Below are 17,661 nucleotides of genomic sequence, written 5' to 3' on the forward strand. Positions count from 1 at the left end.
CATGGCGGCCGCCCCGCTCAGGCGTCCGCGGGCAGCGGGGCCACCGCGCGCTCCCGCTCGTAGGGATCGCCCAGGGCCACCCGCGGCGGCTGCACCACGCCGATCACCTGCTCGACGATGCTGTCGGCGGTCACCTCGTCGGCGAGTGCCTCGTACGAGAGCACCAGGCGGTGGCGCAGGACGTCGGGGGCCAGGTCGCGCACGTCTTCGGGCATGACGTACTCGCGGCCCCGCAGCAACGCCAGCGCCCGCGCCCCCAGCACCATGTTGAGCGAGGCCCGCGGGCTCGCGCCGTAGGCCACGTACTTGCGCAGCGTCTGGAGGCCGAACTCCTCCGGGCGGCGCGTCGCCGTCGCCAGCGTCACCGCGTACTCGCGCACCTTGGGGTCGACGTACACGGCGTCGGCCACCGCCTGCAGCCCGTGGAGGTCGCCGGCGCTGATCACCGGCGTGACGTCGGCCAGCGGCCCGCTCATCCGCTCGACGATCGTCACTTCCTCATGGTAGGACGGGTACCCGATGACCACCTTGAACATGAACCGGTCGACCTGCGCCTCGGGCAGCGGGTAGGTCCCTTCGCTCTCGATGGGGTTCTGGGTGGCCATGACGAGAAACGGATCGGGCAGCGGGAAGGTCTGCTTGCCGATGGTCACCTGCCGTTCCTGCATGGCCTCCAGCAGGGCCGACTGCACCTTGGCCGGCGCCCGGTTGATCTCGTCGGCCAGCACGAAGTTGGCGAACAGCGGCCCCAGTTCGGTCTCGAACGTGCCGGTGTGCTGGTTGTAGAGCCGGGTCCCGACCAGGTCGGCAGGCACCAGGTCGGGCGTGAACTGGATGCGCTTGAACTGGCAGTCGATGGCGCGGGCCGTCGTCTTGATGGCCAGGGTCTTGGCCAGGCCGGGCACACCCTCGATGAGCACGTGCCCGCGCGCCAGCAGGGCCACCAGGATGCGCTCGAGCATGATGTCCTGCCCGACGATGATCTGCTTGACCTCGCGGAGCACCTTGCGCATCGTCGCGGAGGCCTGCTGGAACGTCTCGAGGGGGAGGGTCGCGGGCGTGGTCACGGGTCACCTCTCGTGGTGGACAACGACGCCGCAGCCGAACCTATGCCCCGCGGCGCCGCCATGCACGGCCAGGTTTTGGTTTCACGTTAGCACCGGCCCTGCAGGGGGTCAAGGCGAGGGGCGGAACGTGCGGCGCACAGCGGGCGCAGCGCACGGGCGCAGCGCGCTTGCGGGCGCGCGCGGCGGGGCCGCCGGTCGCGGCGCCGCCCGCTGGCGCGACGCGCAGGCGCCGGTCGTTACCGGGGCGCGCGTGGGGGCGCCCCGGCGGTGACCCGCGGGACCTCGCCGCGCGCACCGGCCTCGGCCAGGGCCGCGAACACCTGCGCGCTCACGTGGATACCGTCGAAGAAGCGCTCCAGGCTCAGGTTCTCGTTGGGCCCGTGGTTGTTCTCGTCGGCGTTGGCGTAGGGCACCGTCAGGTGCGGCACGCCCAGCACGTCGGGCCAGACCGCGTTGGGCAGGCTGCCCCCGCTGGAGAGCACGATCCGAGGGCTGACCCCGCGCCACGCAGCCACCGCTCGGGCGACCACGCCGACCGCCGGGTGGTCGGGCGGGGTGCGCGTCGGCTCCATGGCGCCGAAGCCGCGAGGCAGGACCTGCACCCGGGGGTCGACCCGTGCGACGTGCGCTTTGACCTTCTCGAAGATGTCGGCGGTGCGCTGGTCCACGACCAGCCGGATGTCCACGCGGCACTCGGCCCGCGAGGGGATGATCGTCTTGGCGCCGGGGCCCACGTACCCGCTGGCGAACCCGCTGAGGTTGAAGTAGGGCTCGAGCATGATGCGCCGCCAGTACGTCGGCCCGTCCATGGGCAGGTCGGGCAGGCCCATGGTGGCGGCGAAGGCCTTCGAGTCGAAGTCCATGGCGGCCAGCAGCTGCTCCTCGACGGGCCCGATGGGGCGCACGTCGTCGTAGAAGCCGTCGATCGTCACCCGCCCCGTGGGGTCGACCATGCTGGCCAGCACGTGTACCAGCATCCAGATGGGGTTGGGCGCGACCCCGCCCTTGTTGCCCGAGTGGTTGTCGCGGTCGGCGCCCTGGGCGACCAGGGTGAGGCCCACGATGCCGCGGTTGCCCAGGGAGAGCACCGGTGCGCCCGACGGGTGCAGCCCGCCGTCGGAGATGTAGACGAGGTCGGCCGCGAGCCGCTCGCGGTGGGCCCGCACGAACGCGGCCAGCCCGGGTGAGCCCGACTCCTCCTCGCCCTCGAAAATGAACTTCACCTGCAGGGGCAGCCCGCCCGCTGCGGCCAGCCATGCCCGCGCGGCCAGTACGTGGGCGATGAGCTGGCCTTTGTTGTCGCCGGTGCCGCGCCCGTAGAGGCGGCCGTCGCGCACGGTGGGTTCGAACGGCGGGCTCGCCCAGGCCTCCAGCGGATCGGGCGGCTGCACGTCGTAGTGCCCGTAGCACAGCAACGTGAACGGGCCGGGGGCACCCGCCTCGCCCACCACCACAGGCTGGGTCGGGGTGTCGATCACCTCGGCGGCCACGCCCAGGTCGTGCATGATCCCGGCCAGCAGCCGGGCGCACTCCTTCACGCCGTGATCGTGGGCGCTGATGCTGGGTTGCCGCACGAGGGTCTTGAGGATCTCCAGGGCCTCGTCGCGGTGCGCGTCGATGTAGCGGTGCACGGCGTCGATGCTCACGGTTTCCTCCCGGTGGCGGGTTTGCGGGCACGACCGACCGCGCCCCGCGGGATGTGTGCGCACATACAGACGCCCGCATCTGTCGATTCCACGCCCGCGCGGGGCCGTCGGCGTGGGGTATCGAGTAGCGCCCCGTCTAGCAGACAATTCCACGCCAGCGCGGGGCCGTCCTCCGCATCCGCGCGTTCCTGGCAGCCATTTCGCGACGCGGGCGCTTATCGCCGCGCGCCGGGCCAGCCCTGTCGATCGCAGTACCGCTCGTGACATGAACCGACGGCATGCAGGTTCCCGTCCCAACCGCCAGCGGGTGCTGTCGGTCGCAGTACCACCCGCAATGCAACCGTACGTCGTCAGGGTGATCGTCGTCCTGGGACATGCGGTCCGTGCGCGGCAGCGCCGGCCCGCGATAGGACCGCACCGTCTGCGCTGCGAACTTCACGGCTCATGTACCACGTCGTCGTGTTCCTGCACATCCTGGCCGCCGTCGTGTGGGTCGGCGGCACCGTGTTCCTCTCACTGGTCCTGGTGCCGGTGGCGCGTCGCCTGCCGCCAGCGGAGCGGGCATCGTTGATCACTCAGGTCGGCGTCCGGTTCCGCACCGTGGGCTGGATCGCCCTCGCGGTGCTGGTGCTCACCGGCCTGGCGAACGCGGCGTTCCGAGGGGTCACCTGGGAGAGCGTGGTCACCGGGCGCGTGCTGGCGAGTACCTGGGGCCAGACGCTGGGCCTGAAGGTCGCCCTGGTCGCCGTGATCCTCGGCCTGAGCGCCCTGCACGACTTCGTGGTCGGTCCTGCCGCCAGCCGCGTGGCGACAGGCCAGGCCACCCCCGAGGCGCTGCGCCGGCGTCGCCAGGCGGCCTGGCTGGGACGCATCAACCTGGTGCTCGCGCTGGTCGTGCTGCTGCTGGCGGTGTTCCTGGTGCGGGGGATTCCCTAAGCCCCGCACGCGGCGCCGCCGCCGTCGATGCGCTCTGCCTGCGCAGGCTCGGTACGCCTGCCCGCAGGCCGCAGAGTCCGTGGCGCCGGCTGGGTTGCCCGCAATCGCCAGTAGGAGCACCGGGAACAGGGGCCGGGCACGGACCCCAAGAATCACCACCCGGGACAACCATGAGGATGACCATCACGCCAGAGCAACACCAGCACCTCGCCCGGATCGCCGCCCAGCACCGCCTGCGCATGGTGGTGGCCTTCGGCTCTGCCGTCACTGGCAAGGTCCATGCGACGAGCGATCTGGACCTGGCGGTCCTGCCCGAGGAGTCGGCCGACCTGGCGCTGCAGGACCTCGCTGCGCTCCTGGACGCCCTCGACCGGGCCTTCGCGCCCCTCAAAGTCGACCTGGTGGTCCTGCCGCGCGCAGACCCGCTGCTCCTGAAGAAGATCTTCGAGACGGGAGTCCTCCTGCACGGCGACGAGCGGGACTTCCGCTGGTACCGCGTCTACGCCCACCGGCGGTTTAGCGAGTACCAGCCCTACTTCCGCCTGGAGGCCCAGGCCACACGTGCCCTAGTGCGCCGGATGCGCCATGCCCGTTGACCGGGAGGTCGTGCAACGGAAGATCACGCTGATCGCCGAGGACCTCGTGCGCCTTCGCCCGCTCGCGCGCCTGGCCCGCGACGACTACCTCGCGCGGGTGGAGGCGCAGCTGGCGACGGAGCGCCTCCTCGAGCGCATGATCGGACGCATGCTCGACGTCAACTACCATCTCTCTATTGAAGTCTTGGGCCTGGCTCCCCGAGACTTCCACGATTCCTTCCTGAAGATGGCAGAACTGGGGGTCCTGCCCCCGGAGTTTGCGCGGCGTATCGCTGCGGCTGCAGGGCTGCGCAACCGTCTGGCGCACGAATACAACGCCCTCGATCCCAACAAAGTGCACCAGGCGGCGGAGGCTCTTGACGACATCCCACGCTACCTGGAGTCCGTCCAGCAGTTCCTAAACCGGGAAGCCTGAACGGGTAGCCGAGCCGACGCGTCCTGCCATTGACTGGTCGGGGCGGGCGGATTCGAACCGCCGACCTTCTGCTCCCAAAGCAGACGCGCTCACCAGGCTGCGCTACGCCCCGCATCCCGCATCGTATCAGCGCCCCGCGCGCAGGGTCAACACGCGCGCGGTCCGCCGCACTGGTGAGCGGCGCGGGCCGGGAGTCACGCTACGCAGTATCCCGGCCAGGGCGACGCCGACTCCCAGCGGTCTACTACCGCCGCTGCCGACCGGCGGCCACGCGGCGCAATATCTCGGCCAGGGCGACGGCGTTGTTGTGGCGGATGTCCTTCGCGGCGAAGAGCAGCGTGACGGTCTGGCGGCGCGCCTGGGCCGCCAGAGCGCGCACCTGTTCCCAGCGGCCTGCGGCCACCAGCTCCTCCCGGTACCGGCGCCGGAACTCGTCCCACCGGGCGGGATCGTGCCCGAACCACCGACGCAGCGCGTCGCTGGGGGCCAGGTCACGGTACCAGTGGTCGATGCGCGCCCGCGCCTTCGACAGCCCGCGTGGCCAGAGGCGGTCCACCAGCACGCGGACGCCGTCTGCGGGCTCGGGCGGGTCATACACGCGTCGCACCCGGATCATGGACGGGCCTTCACACGGACGCAGCGCCCGATGGACGTGGCAGCCCACCTCCCTTTCCACGTTCCACGTGCCCCCGCCGGCGTCCCTGCGCGGACGGCAGCCCGCAGAACGTACGGTGCGCGGCGCCGGCATCACCCGGTCGCCGCCATTGCAGCCCCCGATCGAACAGGCGGGACCGCGCCGGCGCGGACGCCCGCCCAGCACCGGACGGCCGGGGGCCGCAGCCAACGGTCCGTATGACGGCCGCAGCCCCCGGCGCCGGCGGGGTCCTTGAAATCAGAACCGATCCGGGAACTGCTTGACGATCCCGTCGGTCAGCGCATCAGCGATCTTGTAGAGGTGCTTGACCATCATGTCCCACACCTCGGCCTCTCGTGCCCAGTCCCGGCGACGCGTCGCATCGATGGCGGCCACGTGATGGGCAGCATGGGCCCCCAACAGCGAGAGCACGGCGTCCTTGGGGAGATTGGGATTCGCGCCGTTGAGAAACGCGGCGATCTCCCCGGCGTTCTTGGTCATCCGATCCACGGCGGCCTTCCTGCGCGTCTCGTTTCCTTCCAGGGTCGCGTCGAGGAACGCCTTCACCGCACGATAGTGGCCAGTGAAAAGGTTGCCAAACGCCGTCGCGGCGTCCTGGCCATACAACGGTGCCAGCGCCTGCCCGATGGCGCGCGCGTTCTCCACCGCCTTCCGGTCGGCGACGCGTGCCGCCTCCCGGTCGCCCAGCCGTGTCGCAACGACCACGGTCCGCACCCACACGGCGTGCCCCACCAGCAGATCCCGCAGAGCAGCCTGCAGCTCGGTAGCCTTGCCAGCGGCAGCCTCGACTCGTACCGCCGGCACCACCGCTGCCAGTATCGCCAACGTGGCCACCCAGACGTACCACTTGTCCGCTCGCACCATGCGCGCCTCCTTGCCATGGACTCCCCCGCCGGCGATCCGGGCCGCGCCCGCGCTCCTCCGTGCGACGCACCACCTCCCCGGCGCGGCGCGCTTGCCAATGACACTAGCACGGCAGGTTCATTTGTGTCAATAACAACTGATGTTTATGATGAAAATCATGCATACAATTTGACCGGCGGGCAGGTTTTTGGTACGCTCAGAGCATGCGCGAGACGCGAGCGCGCATCGTCGACCTGCTGCGCCGCCGAGGGCCTCTGACGGTCGAGGACCTTGCCCGCGCCCTGCATGTCACCCGCACGGCCGTTATCGGTCACCTGGCCGCGCTGCAGGCGGACGGGTTCGTGACGCGGCGGGGACTACGGCCTGGCATTCGGCGCCCCGCCGTGCTCTACGGGCTGACGCCGGCTGCTGACGCCCTCTTCCCCAAGGCGTACGAGGAGTTCGCCGCACTGGTCCTCGCGGACCTCAAGCGACGCAGCCCCGGCCACCTTCGTCGCCTCCTCCGGCGCATTGCCGATGCCTGGATCGCCCGCGACCTGCCGCGGGTCGCGCCGTTGCGTGGCCGGGAGCGCCTGACCCGCGCTACGGAGATCCTGGCCGAGCGTGGCTTCATGCCAACCCTCGAACGAACTCGCACTGGCTACGTGCTGCGGGAGCACAACTGCCCCCTGATGCGCCTGGCTGTCGACCACGTCGAGGTGTGCGACATGGTGCACCGGTGGTTAGAGGCCCTGGTGGGCGCGCAGCTGATCCGGGTGCGCTGCCTGCGGCAGGGAGATCCGTACTCGGCATACGCGCTGGGCCCGCCGGCTGAGGGCGGCCGCACGAGGAGGACACCCGCCCGGCACCCCGGCGGCCGCCCACGGCGGGCGCGATAAGGCACCACCGGCCCCTCTCGTGGACGAGGAGGTCCGCGCCAAGACGTCACAGGAGCCGACGAGGGGAAACCAGAACTGGTCGTCTACCGATCACGCGGAAAGGACAGCACGCGATGACGACCACGTCTGCCTTCAACGACCTCGTCCGCAGCTTCGTCGCCGACTACCTGGAGTTCTACCCAACGCTGGGGAGCCGGTTGGGCTTGCACCTCTACGACGGCCGCACCGAGGACTACACGCGCCCGGCCATCGACCACTGGCTGCGCACGCTGACGCGCTGGGAGCGCCGCCTGGCGGGGCTGCCCCGCGAGAGCCTGTCCCCCGCTGAACAACACGACGCAGCGCTGCTGGAGGCCGCCATCGCGCACGAGCGGTTCGCCTGGGAGCACCTGCGCGACCACGAGCGCAACCCGCTGTGGGGGAACGACGCCCTGGACGTCACGCCCTACCTCAAGCGCAACTACGCGCCGCTCCACGAGCGGCTCCGCGCCCTGGCGAGCCACCTGGAGCACGTGCCCGGGTACCTGGAGCAGCTCCGCGGCCACCTCCAGCCGCCCCTGGCGCGTCCGCTCCTGACCACCACCCTGGAGGTCTACCAGGGCTACCTGGCGTTCCTGACCGACACCCTGCCGGCCGAGATCGCCCGTACCGACGACGCGGCCGTCCGCGCCCGCGCGGCCGAGGCGGCCGAGCGCGCCGTCCAGGCGCTCCGGGACCACCTCGCCTACCTGGACGCCGCCCGCGCCCGCACCACCGACGCCTTTGCCATCGGCGAGGAGCTGTTCCGCGAGATGCTGCGGACCGGCGAGCTGGTCGACGTGCCGCTGGATCGGCTGCTGGCACTGGGCGAGGAGGAGCTGGCGCGCCTGCACGACGACGTGCGCGCCACCGCCGCGCGTCTGGCGCCGGGGGCCGATCCCCGCCAGGTCGTCGCCCAGCTCGGGCAGGACCACCCGCCGGCCGAGCGGCTGCTGGACGAGACCCGCGCGCTGCTGGAGGACCTGCGCCGTTTCCTGCTCGACCGGGCCATCGTCACGCTCCCCGACGAGGAGCGGCCCCGGGTCGACCAGACGCCGCCGTTTGCCCGGTGGGCCTTCGCCATGATGGACACCGCCGGGCCCTTCGAGACGACGGCGACGGAGTCGTACTACTACGTCACGCTGCCCGATCCGGCCTGGACGCCCGAGCAGCGCGCGCAATGGCTGACGAAGTTCGACTACGCCACGCTGAAGGCGGTCAGCATCCACGAGGCGTACCCCGGGCACTTCGTCCACTTCCTCTACGGGGTGAACCGGGCACCTTCCATGGCCGCCCGGGTCTTCACCGCGTACTCGTTCGTCGAGGGCTGGGCCCACTACTGCGAGGAGATGATGCTGGAGGCGGGGGTGGACCCCAGCCCGCGGTTCCGGCTGGCCTGCCTGAGCGAGGCCTTGGTGCGCGTCGTGCGCTACCTGGCGGCGATCCGCATGCACGCTGGCGGGATGCCGCTGGACGAGGCCGCGCGCATGTTCCGCGAGCACGCGTTCATGGAGCCCATCACCGCCGAGAAGGAAGCGGTACGGGGCACCTTCGATCCGGGCTACCTCAACTACACCCTGGGCAAGTTCCTGCTGCGGCGGCTGCGCGACGACTACCGGACCGAGCTGGGGCCGGCCTTTTCGCTGCGGGCGTTCCACGACCGGCTGATCGCCCTGGGCGCGCCGCCATTCCCTCTGGCCCGCCGCCTCCTGCTGACCAAGCCCGGCGGCCCGCTCCTGTAGGCACCCCTACCCGCCCCCAGCCGCCAGGATAGCGAATCGCTGCGGACGGGGTCGGGGAGACCCCCTCACCACCGGACGAGCGGCCGGTTCCCCAGCGACGCGCAACGGCGGGCTATTGGGCTGGCTCCTCGGGCGGATCCGCCGGCTGATCCGCAGGCCGTTCGGCCTGCTGCCCCTGCGCGAGGCGCTGCCGGCGCAGCTCTTCGGCCTTGGCCCTCGCGGCGGCCAGCCGTTCCTCACGGCTCATCTGCTCGGCGGGCCTGGCTGCTGTCGCCGGTGGCGGGGCAGAGGCGGGTGCGGGCTGGGTGGCCGCGGCGGTGGCCTGCGGCGCCGGCGCGGGAGCATCGCCCGGACTCCGCGGCGCGCCTGCAGCGGCCCTGGGCGCAGCAGCCGGCGCCTTGGACGCGGCCTCGCGCGCGAGCTCGGTGGTGCGCGGCGGACGCTCGTCCTCGCGTCCGAGGAAGTCGGCACGCAGATGCCGCGCCAGGTAGTCGGCGACCTCCTGCACCTTCGAGGCGTCGCCGTTCATGGCGGCGTCCACGAGCGTCCGGTCGACCCGGTAGCTTTGAACCGTCTTGCCGTCGCTGAAGTGGACCAGCGGATGGCCCTTGGAGTCCTCGAGGACCAGGACGTCGACCTGCACGCCGGCGCGGCTGAGCACGTCGCGGGCCAGGGCGGCCACCCACTGCCGCCGCCCCTCCAGCTGCTGGCCCGGTCCGGGCAACAGGGTCGCCGCCACCGTGCGCGTGGCCAGGGGGTTGGGGTCGAGCGCCGGGCCGCGGGCGGCCGCGCGCTTCTTCCGGCTCGCCTCACCCAGCTCGGCCAGCAGGTCCATGGCCGCCACCAGAAAGGCGAACAGGTAGAACACGAACACGGCCAGCGTCAGCGACCAGTAGCGCAGGAACGCGTTGAGATCCATCGACTCCCTCGTGCGCGTCGGCGTGGTCCGATGCCGGCTGTTCTAATTGCCCGCGTCCGTCCGGTCTTCCTGCCGTCCCGCCAGCGCTTGCAGGCACGCCCGGGCGGCGGCCAGCGCCTGCGCCCGGTGGCTGTGACGGTTCTTCTCCTCCAACGACAGCTCGGCCACCGTCTTGCCCACCTCGGGTAGCAGGAAGATGGGATCGTAGCCAAACCCCCCGGTGCCGCGCGGGGCGTCCGCGATGCGCCCCTCCCAGCGCCCCTCGAACGTGCACACGTCGCCCTGGGGCGTCGCCACGGCCACCACGGCGCGGTACCGCGCACTGCGGCGCTCGGCGGGCACGTCGCGCAGTCGCTCGAGCACCCAGGCGTTCCGGTCGGCATCGGTCGCGCGCGGCCCCAGGAACGTGGCCGAACGCACCCCGGGCGCGCCGCCCAGCGCGTCGATCTCGAGCCCCGAGTCGTCGGCGAGCGCGACCTCGCCCGTGAGCCGCGCGACCAGCGCCGCCTTGAGGACGGCGTTGTCCTCGAACGTCTCCCCGGGCTCCTCCAGCGGGGGAATGTCGGGAAAGTCGTCGAGGGTGCGCACCTGCAACGGCAGGTCGCCCAGTAGCATCAGCAGCTCGCGCACCTTGCCGGGGTTGCGCGTGGCCAGGACGAGCACGCGCGCTGAGCCCCCAGGGCGTTGCGACCGCGCCATCTCCCGGCCCGAGCCTAGCACACTCCTGACTGCATCGACGGCGAGTGCACGGATGGTTGGCTAGCGCGGCAGCGTGGCCAGCAGGTCGGCCAGCGCCGCCTTCTGGGCCTCGATCAGCGTGCGCACGCCCTTCTCGCCGAGGGTGAGCAACGTCAGCAGCTCCTGCCGGGTGAAGGGGAGCCCTTCGGCCGTCCCCTGCACCTCGACGATGCGCCCCGACTCGGTCAGCACCAGGTTCAGGTCGACCCGGGCGCGGGAATCCTCCTGGAACGTCAGGTCCAGCAGCATCTCGTCGCCCACGATGCCGACGCTGGTCGCCGCCACGAACTCCCGCAGCGGCCACCACGGCAGGGCGCCGCTGCGCCGCAGTCCGGCCAGGGCGTCGACCAGGGCCACGAACGCGCCGGTGATGGCCGCCGTGCGGGTCCCGCCGTCGGCCTGCAGGACGTCGCAGTCGATGGTGATCATGCGCTCACCCAGCCGGTCGAGCGCGACCGCCGCCCGCAGCGCCCGGCCGATCAGCCGCTGGATCTCCTGCGTGCGCCCGCCCTGGCGGCTCTGGTCTCGCGGCGTCCGCTCCACCGTCGACCGGGGCAGCATGCCGTACTCGGCCGTGATCCATCCCTGGCCTGCGCCGCGCAGCCAGGGGGGCACCCGCTCCTCGACCGTAGCGGTGCACACCACCCGGGTCTGCCCCAGGGTGATCAGCACCGACCCCTCGGCGTGCGGGATGAAGTGCCGGACGATCTGGACCGGCCGCAGCGCGTCCGGTGCCCGGCCATCGGCTCTGGGCATCGCGATCCCACCTTACTCGTGTGCCCTGCAGGCTGCGTCAGTGTTCGCCGACACCGGCCCGACTCCTGGGGGGGACCCCGACGGCCGGGTCGTGCCGCAACCCACGCACCCCGCGGAACCCGGCACAGTGGCGCAGCGCCCGACCAGCGTCCTCGCCGGCGATCATCCCACGGGCGTTGGAGACAGGGGCCGCCGAGGACGCCTCGCCCTCGGCGTGCACGGTCACCCCGCGGGCGCGGGGGACGTGATCAGGAAGCGCAGCACGCCCCGCGCGATGGCGTCCGCCAGTTGCTGTCGAAACGCGGGCGTGCGCAGCCGCGCCTCCTCGTCGGGGTTGGAGATGTAGGCGACCTCGACGAGCACCGCGGGAATCTCGGCCTCGCGCAGCACGAGGAAGTTCGCGGTCTTGATCCCGCGATCGGCGAGGCCCGGGATGCGTGCCAGCTCGTCCTGGATCATCTTCGCCAGGGCCTGGCTCTGGGGCGCCAGGTAGTAGGTTTCGGCGCCGCTGGCGGTGGCGCGCACCGAGGCGTTGGCGTGGATGCTGACGAACACCGTGGCGCCCTGCCGCCGCGCCAACCGTGCCCGCTCGGAGAGGTCGACGAAGACGTCGGTCTCCCGCGTCATGACGACACGCACGCCCGCCCGCACCAGCGCCTCCCGCGCCCGCAGGGAGATGTCGAGCACCACGTCCTTCTCCAGCAGGCCCGTGGGGCCGATCGCGCCCGTGTCGCGGCCACCGTGACCGGCGTCGATGGCCACCACGTGGCCGCGCACCGTCGGCTCGGGGATCTCGACGACGAGCGTGCTGCCGTCGCCGGCCGCCGTCACGGTGTACGGTGCCTTGCGCCGGAAGACGACCACGACCCGGGTGATGTCGGGGTCGGCCTGAAACTGCGCGGCGCGCACCTCGGCCACCACCGGGCCGGCCACCGGGATCTCCTGCTTGACCGGCACGAACACCGCGCCGGTGATGTCGATGACGAGGCGGTCGGGCTCGGGGAGCTCGTGGGTCGTGTGCTCGAACGGACGGGTCCCCTCGATCAGCAGGCGGAAGCGCCCGTCGCTCTGCTCGATCCGCACCTGCTGGATCCGCAGCACGCCGTCGTCGGGCAGGGGAGCAGGGTCGGGGGGTGCGGGCAGCCCGTGGGGATCGTCCCATGGCACCGGCGCAGACAGCGGGGGCGGGCCGCCGGCCGGCGGTGTCGCGGGCGGCCCGCCCGACGAGGGCACCGGTGCGCCGGCCGGCGGTGCCGCAGGCGCACCTGGCCCGGAGGGCGCCGCCAGGACCCCGCGAGGCCGCGCTTCGATCACGAGCCCAAACGCTGCATCGGGGACCACGCGGACGTCTGTCGCCTCGCTCACCTCGAGGACGACCCGCGTGATGTAGGGCTTGACCTGGAACTGGGCAGCGCGCACGCGCACGACGCCGGCCCAGCCCGCGACGAGCTCCTGATCGGGCAGGCGGAACGCGCCACCGTGCAGATCGACGACGACCCGGTCGGGGCGGGCCAGCAGTCTGGTCTCGACGCGCAGCGGACCGGTGGCCTGCACCACGACGCGCAGGCGGTCAGGCTCCCGTACCAGCTCCAGCGCGGTGATCTGTGAGGCGACGTGGAGCGTGCGAGTGCTGTCGTCGTAGCGCACCCATGCGCCCAGCGCCGCGAAGACGAACGCGGCGGGCACGTAGGGCTGGTCGCCGATGACGACGGGGGCCGCCGGCAGCGGCCGCGCCTGGCCGTTGACCAGCACGACGGGCTCGCCGATGCGGAAGAGCAACTGCACGCCGCCGCGCTGGCTCAACCGGACCATGCGCTCGGCGGGCGTCCACGTGGCTGTCGCGCCGAACGCCTCGAAGCTGCGCGCCGCCGGCACCATCACCTGGCCGGCCTGCACCACCGGCGGGCCGGCCAGCAGCAACGGCGTGTTGTGCACCAGGACCTGCGCCGCCGCCTGCGCCGCGGCGGGCGCAGGACACGCCGCGGCGAGGACGGCGACGAGCCCCCAGACGATATGCGGTCGCATGCACCGTCCCCGGTGCGCCGACCACCCTCCCCTCCACCTACCAGTACACTTCCCTCCGGCCGCTCCCGTAAGACGCGGTGGTGTTCGGCGATGGCAGGGGAACTCCTGCCGCGGTGGAATCGAGGGGCGGTGATCCCTATGCAGATCGACGCACGCCTGGCGGTGCGCACGCTGCGCGAGGTACCGGCAGTGGCGCACGCCGCGGAACGGCTGGGCTTCGACGGCCTGTGGGCCAACGAGGTCGACCACGACCCGTTCCTCGCCGTGGCCCTGGCGGCCGAGCATTCCCGACGGCTCGTGGTGGGCACGGCGGTCGCCCTGGCCTTCACCCGCAGCCCAACGACGCTGGCCTACACCGCGTGGGACCTGGGGCACCTCTCCGGCGGCCGCTTCGTGCTGGGGCTTGGCACCCAGGTCAAAGCGCACGTGACCCGCCGCTTCGGCCAGCCCTGGGGGCCGCCCGTGGCGCGGCTGCGTGACGTGATCGGCGCGCTGCGCGCGGTGTGGGCCACGTGGACCGACGGGCGCCCGCTCGCCTACCGCGGCCGATACGTGCGGCTCTCGTTGATGACGCCGTTCTTCGTGCCCCCGGGTCCCGCGGTGCCCCTGAAGGTGGCGGTGGCCGGCGTCGGCGCGCGCATGTGTCGTCTTGCGGGCGAGGTCGCCGACGGGTTCCACGCCCACCCGTTCCACACGCGGCGGTACCTGCGCGAGGTGGTGCTGCCCGCGATCGGCGAAGGGCTCGGGCGCGCCGGGCGGGCGCGGACCGAGATCGCCATCGCAGCGTCGGTGTTCGTCGCCGTCGGCAATGCGGCGGAGGTGGCCGAGGGCCTGCAGGAGGTGCGCCGCGCGCTGGCCTTCTACGCGTCGACGCCCGCGTACCGGTCCGTGCTGGCGCTGCACGGCTGGGAGGATCTTGGCGTCCGGCTCAGCCACCACGCGGCGCAGGGCGACTGGGACGCGCTGCCGCGACTCGTGCCCGACGCCCTGCTGGAGGCGGCAGCCGTGTGGGGGCCGCCCGACGAGGTCGCCGCGCGCCTGCGCGCCGAGTACGGCGGCCTGGTCGACCGCTTGGGGATCTACGAGCCCCTGATCCCGGGCAAGCGGGAGGCGGTCTGGCGGGCGCTGCTCGACGGCCTGCGGGGGTGAACCGCGCGCCTGCTGCGCGCGGGGACCACAGGGGCTGCGCCTACAGCTCCAGGACCTCGGCCAGCGCCGTTGCCAGCGGCCGCAGCCCCTCGGCGGACAGGTCGAACCGCGCGCCGGCGGCGGCGAACAGCTCCGGGAGCGGCCGCGTCCCGGCCAGGGCCAGGGCCTCGCGGTACCGGCGCACGGCGCCGGCGGGATCGGTGCGCGCCTGGAGCCACACCGCGAGCGCGCCCATCTGCGCGATGGCGTACTCGATGTAGTAGAAGGGGTACAGGAAGACGTGCAGCTGGCGGTGCCAGGCCGTCGCCAGCGCGTCCTCGTAGCCGCTGAACTCCACGTCCGGGTGGAACCGCCGGTAGAGCGCCGTCCAGACGGCCTCGCGGTCGGCGCGGGTGTGCTCGGGGTGGGTGTACACCCAGTGCTGGAACGCGTCCACCGTGGCGACCCACGGGAAGAGCAGCAGCACCCGCTCGTACTGCTGGCGCTGCGCCCGCGCGGCGTCGGCCGGCTCGGGGTAGAAGACGTGCAGGTGAGGCGTGGCCAGCAGCTCCATGCCCATCGACGCCACCTCGGCGAACTCGATGGGCGGCTCGCGCAGGTCGAGTACCGGTTCGGTCCGGCTCGCCAGGAAGTGGAACGCGTGGCCCCCCTCGTGCAGGAGCGTGCGGACGTCGGCATCCACGCCCACGGCGTTCATGAAGATGAAGGGCACCCGCTGCTCGGCGAACTCGGCCTGGTAGCCGCCGGGAGCCTTCCCGACGCGGCTCTCCAGGTCCAGCAGCCCCCGCGCGCGCAGGAACCGAAACTGGGCGGCGAGCTCGGGGTCGATGCGCTGGAAGACGGCCTCGACGCCGTCCAGCAGCTCCTCGACGCGCTGAAACGGCCGCAGGGGCGGGCGTCCCTGCGGGTCCACGTCCAGGTCCCAGGGCCGGAGCGTCTCGACGCCCAACGCCGCCCGCCGCTGCGCGTGGAGGCGCCGGACGAGGGGCACCACCACGTCCGCCACGGCGTCGTGGAAGCGCAGGCAGTCGTCGGGGGTGTAGTCGAAGCGCTCGCGCAGGCGAAAGGCGTAGGCGCGGTAGTCGGAGAACCCGGCGTTGCGCGCGATCTGTCCGCGCAGCGCCAGGAGCCGGTCGAACAGGTCGTCGAGGGTGGCGCGGTCCTGCAGGCGGCGGCGCGCGACCAGCTCCCAGGCCTCCTGGCGGACGGCGCGGTCGGGCTCCTCGAGGTAGCGCGCCATCTGCGGCAGCGTGTGCTCGCGGCCGCGGTAGGTCACCGTCATGGCGCCGGTGACCTTCTGGTACTGCTGCTTCAGACGCGCCTCCTCGGTCTCCAGCGGCACGTTCTCGGGGCGGAAGAGCGCCACCCGGTTCTCCACCCGCCGGTCGAGCATCGCGTAGCGCGCGGGCAGTGCCCGGCGGTGCGGGTTGCGGAGGTAGGCCAGGTCCAGGGCGTGCACCAGCGGCTTCAGCCGGGGCTGGATCTCCTCGATGAAGGCCCGGTAGGCGCGTTCGCGCTCCGGGTCGTCGGTCTGCACCGTGTAGGCCACGTAGCGGCGGGCGCGCACCTCGTCCACGGCGGCCAGGACCTCGCTGACGTCCTCGAGCCAGCGCGCCAGGGCCTCGGGCCCCTCCGGCGTCGTCTGCAGCAGGCGCTGCAGCAGGGGCTCGATCTGCGCCCAGTCGCCGAGATCGGCATCGGGCGGCACGAAGCGGCGCGGGAACTGCGCGGTCAGGTCGGCGGCGATCGCCATCGCGACCTCCTTCCAGCCAGGATCAGGACAGCGCCTGGTCGACCTGCACCACCTTGAGGAAGTTGGTGGTGCCCGATCGCCCCAGCGGAAAGCCGGCCGTGACCACCACCTGGTCGCCCGGACCGGCCACGCCCAGTTCCACCGCCGCGCGCACGCCGCGGGCGACGAGCTCGTCGAGGTCGCGCACGGGCTCCACCAGGGCGGGGCGGACGCCCCAGGCCAGGGCCAGCATCCGCGAGGTCGCCGGGTTGTGGGTGACCGCCACGATGGGCCGTCGGGGACGGTACCGCGAAACGCGCAGCGCGGTCGCCCCCGACTCGGTGGCGGCGACGATGGCGGCGGCGCCCACGGCCTCGGCGGCTTCGCACGCCGCCAGCGCGATCGCCTCGCTGGTCTGGCCCGCGCGCTCGCGGCGCCGCTCGCGCAGCATGAGGTCGTAGGGCAGCGCCGCCTCGGCCCGCCGCGCGATCGTCGCCATGGTGGCGACCGCCGCCACGGGATACGCGCCCAGCGCGGTCTCCCCGGAGAGCATGAGGGCGTCGGTGCCGTCGAAGACCGCGTTGGCCACATCGGCGGCTTCGGCGCGCGTGGGCCGCGGGTGGGTGATCATGCTCTCCAGCATCTGCGTCGCCGTGATCACCGGCCTCCCCAGGCGGTTGCACAGGGCGATGATGCTCTTCTGCACCACCGGGACTTCCTCGATGGCGGTCTCCACGGCCAGGTCGCCGCGGGCCACCATCACGGCGTCGGCGGCCGCGACGATCTCCTCGATACGGTCCAGCGCCCGCCGGCGCTCGATCTTGGCCACCAGCCGGGCGCGTCCGCCCCGTGCGGCCACCAGGCGCCGCGCGCGCTCGAGGTCCTCGGCCGCCTCGACGAAGGAGAGCCCGAGGAAGTCCACGTCGTGGGCCAGACCCCATTCGAGCGCCCGCAGGTCGTCGTCGGTCATCGCCGGGATCCCCGACAGGCGCACGCCCGGCACGTTGACGCCCGCGTGCTGGCGGAGCACGCCGCCCGCCTCGACGGTGCAGCGCACGCAGGACGCCTCGACGGCCCGGACGACCAGCGCCAGGTCGCCGTCCTGCAGGAAGATCCGGTGCCCGGGCCGGACGTCGTCCGCCAGGTGCGCGTAGGCCAGCGGGATCACGTCGCCGCCGTGTGCCGCGCCGTTGGCGGCGAGCAGGACCTCCTGCCCCTCCCGCAGCGTGATGGCCTCCTCGGGCAGCGGGCCGATGCGCAGCTTGGGACCGGGCAGGTCCTGGAGCACGGCCAGCGGAAGGCCCAGGGCCCGCGCCGCCTCGCGGGCGGTCTCCAGCCGGCGCAGGTGGTCGTCGGGCGTCCCGTGGGAGAAGTTCAGGCGCACGACGCTGGCGCCAGCTTCCAGCATGCCCCGGATGACCTCGGGCGACGCCGACGCCGGACCGAGTGTCACAACGATCTTGGTTCGCGACGGTGTGGACATCGACAACTCCGACGGTAGAGTATACCACGTCGGCTGGAGCAG

General features: G+C 72.5%; 16 protein-coding genes and 1 tRNA gene. 6 read left to right on the forward strand and 11 right to left on the reverse strand.

The window, feature by feature from the left end; translation table 11 throughout:
* Positions 1-17 precede the first annotated feature (17 nt).
* Positions 18-1,013 carry an AAA family ATPase gene (locus QN157_13145; protein ID MDR7556537.1) on the reverse strand — a complete coding sequence of 332 codons (996 nt, stop codon included), beginning with the start codon at positions 1,011-1,013 and terminating at the stop codon, positions 18-20.
* A 290-nt stretch (positions 1,014-1,303) separates the two neighbouring features.
* The gene (locus tag QN157_13150) at positions 1,304-2,713 is read right to left on the reverse strand and encodes a M20/M25/M40 family metallo-hydrolase (protein ID MDR7556538.1); all 1,410 of its coding nucleotides are present in this window, start codon (positions 2,711-2,713) and stop codon (positions 1,304-1,306) included.
* A 444-nt stretch (positions 2,714-3,157) separates the two neighbouring features.
* Between QN157_13150 and QN157_13155 the strand changes: the two genes are divergently transcribed.
* The 3 genes from QN157_13155 to QN157_13165 all read left to right on the forward strand — a co-directional run bounded on the left by QN157_13155 (position 3,158) and on the right by QN157_13165 (position 4,660).
* Positions 3,158-3,649, forward strand: coding sequence for a DUF4149 domain-containing protein (locus QN157_13155; protein MDR7556539.1), 492 nt, complete (start codon positions 3,158-3,160; stop codon positions 3,647-3,649).
* Between the two features lie 176 nt (positions 3,650-3,825).
* Positions 3,826-4,245, forward strand: a complete 420-nt coding sequence (locus QN157_13160; GenBank protein ID MDR7556540.1) for a nucleotidyltransferase domain-containing protein — start codon at positions 3,826-3,828, stop codon at positions 4,243-4,245.
* On the forward strand, positions 4,235-4,660 hold the full coding sequence (locus QN157_13165) for a DUF86 domain-containing protein (GenBank protein MDR7556541.1): 426 nt from the start codon (positions 4,235-4,237) through the stop codon (positions 4,658-4,660). The genes QN157_13160 and QN157_13165 overlap by 11 nt, the downstream gene beginning before the upstream one ends.
* 34 nt (positions 4,661-4,694) lie before the next feature.
* Here QN157_13165 and QN157_13170 read toward each other — a convergent pair.
* The 3 genes from QN157_13170 to QN157_13180 all read right to left on the reverse strand — a co-directional run bounded on the left by QN157_13170 (position 4,695) and on the right by QN157_13180 (position 6,179).
* Positions 4,695-4,772: transfer RNA gene (locus QN157_13170), tRNA-Pro, on the reverse strand.
* Between the two features lie 132 nt (positions 4,773-4,904).
* The gene (locus tag QN157_13175; protein MDR7556542.1) at positions 4,905-5,276 is read right to left on the reverse strand and encodes a DUF488 family protein; all 372 of its coding nucleotides are present in this window, start codon (positions 5,274-5,276) and stop codon (positions 4,905-4,907) included.
* A gap of 276 nt (positions 5,277-5,552) precedes the next feature.
* On the reverse strand, positions 5,553-6,179 hold the full coding sequence (locus tag QN157_13180; GenBank protein MDR7556543.1) for a hypothetical protein: 627 nt from the start codon (positions 6,177-6,179) through the stop codon (positions 5,553-5,555).
* A gap of 203 nt (positions 6,180-6,382) precedes the next feature.
* Between QN157_13180 and QN157_13185 the strand changes: the two genes are divergently transcribed.
* Together QN157_13185 and QN157_13190 are read left to right on the forward strand one after the other, a co-directional pair.
* Positions 6,383-7,057: an ArsR family transcriptional regulator gene (locus QN157_13185; GenBank protein MDR7556544.1), complete on the forward strand. Its 675-nt coding sequence runs from the start codon at positions 6,383-6,385 to the stop codon at positions 7,055-7,057.
* 113 nt (positions 7,058-7,170) lie between these two features.
* Positions 7,171-8,817, forward strand: coding sequence for a DUF885 domain-containing protein (locus tag QN157_13190; GenBank protein ID MDR7556545.1), 1,647 nt, complete (start codon positions 7,171-7,173; stop codon positions 8,815-8,817).
* 112 nt (positions 8,818-8,929) lie between these two features.
* Here QN157_13190 and QN157_13195 read toward each other — a convergent pair whose 3' ends face one another.
* The 4 genes from QN157_13195 to QN157_13210 form a co-directional block, all read right to left on the reverse strand.
* Entirely contained in the window at positions 8,930-9,736 is an 807-nt protein-coding gene (locus QN157_13195; GenBank protein ID MDR7556546.1) for a hypothetical protein, read from the reverse strand.
* A gap of 42 nt (positions 9,737-9,778) precedes the next feature.
* Entirely contained in the window at positions 9,779-10,399 is a 621-nt protein-coding gene (locus tag QN157_13200; GenBank protein MDR7556547.1) for an XTP/dITP diphosphatase, read from the reverse strand.
* A 96-nt stretch (positions 10,400-10,495) separates the two neighbouring features.
* A complete protein-coding gene (rph, locus tag QN157_13205; GenBank protein ID MDR7556548.1) occupies positions 10,496-11,230 on the reverse strand; it encodes a ribonuclease PH in 735 nt (244 codons plus the stop codon).
* Between the two features lie 222 nt (positions 11,231-11,452).
* Complete coding sequence (locus tag QN157_13210) at positions 11,453-13,255, reverse strand: N-acetylmuramoyl-L-alanine amidase family protein (GenBank protein ID MDR7556549.1); 1,803 nt, start codon at positions 13,253-13,255, stop codon at positions 11,453-11,455.
* Positions 13,256-13,345: 90 nt separating this feature from the next.
* Between QN157_13210 and QN157_13215 the strand changes: the two genes are divergently transcribed.
* Positions 13,346-14,404: a TIGR03617 family F420-dependent LLM class oxidoreductase gene (locus tag QN157_13215; GenBank protein MDR7556550.1), complete on the forward strand. Its 1,059-nt coding sequence runs from the start codon at positions 13,346-13,348 to the stop codon at positions 14,402-14,404.
* A 40-nt stretch (positions 14,405-14,444) separates the two neighbouring features.
* Here the strand turns inward: QN157_13215 and QN157_13220 are convergent, their stop codons facing one another.
* Positions 14,445-16,157, reverse strand: a complete 1,713-nt coding sequence (locus QN157_13220) for a M3 family oligoendopeptidase (protein MDR7556551.1) — start codon at positions 16,155-16,157, stop codon at positions 14,445-14,447.
* A gap of 22 nt (positions 16,158-16,179) precedes the next feature.
* A complete protein-coding gene (gene pyk / locus QN157_13225) occupies positions 16,180-17,619 on the reverse strand; it encodes a pyruvate kinase (GenBank protein ID MDR7556552.1) in 1,440 nt (479 codons plus the stop codon).
* Positions 17,620-17,661 lie beyond the last annotated feature (42 nt).

The organism is Armatimonadota bacterium (assembly GCA_031459855.1).
GTDB lineage: Bacteria > Sysuimicrobiota > Sysuimicrobiia > Sysuimicrobiales > Humicultoraceae > Fervidifonticultor > Fervidifonticultor primus.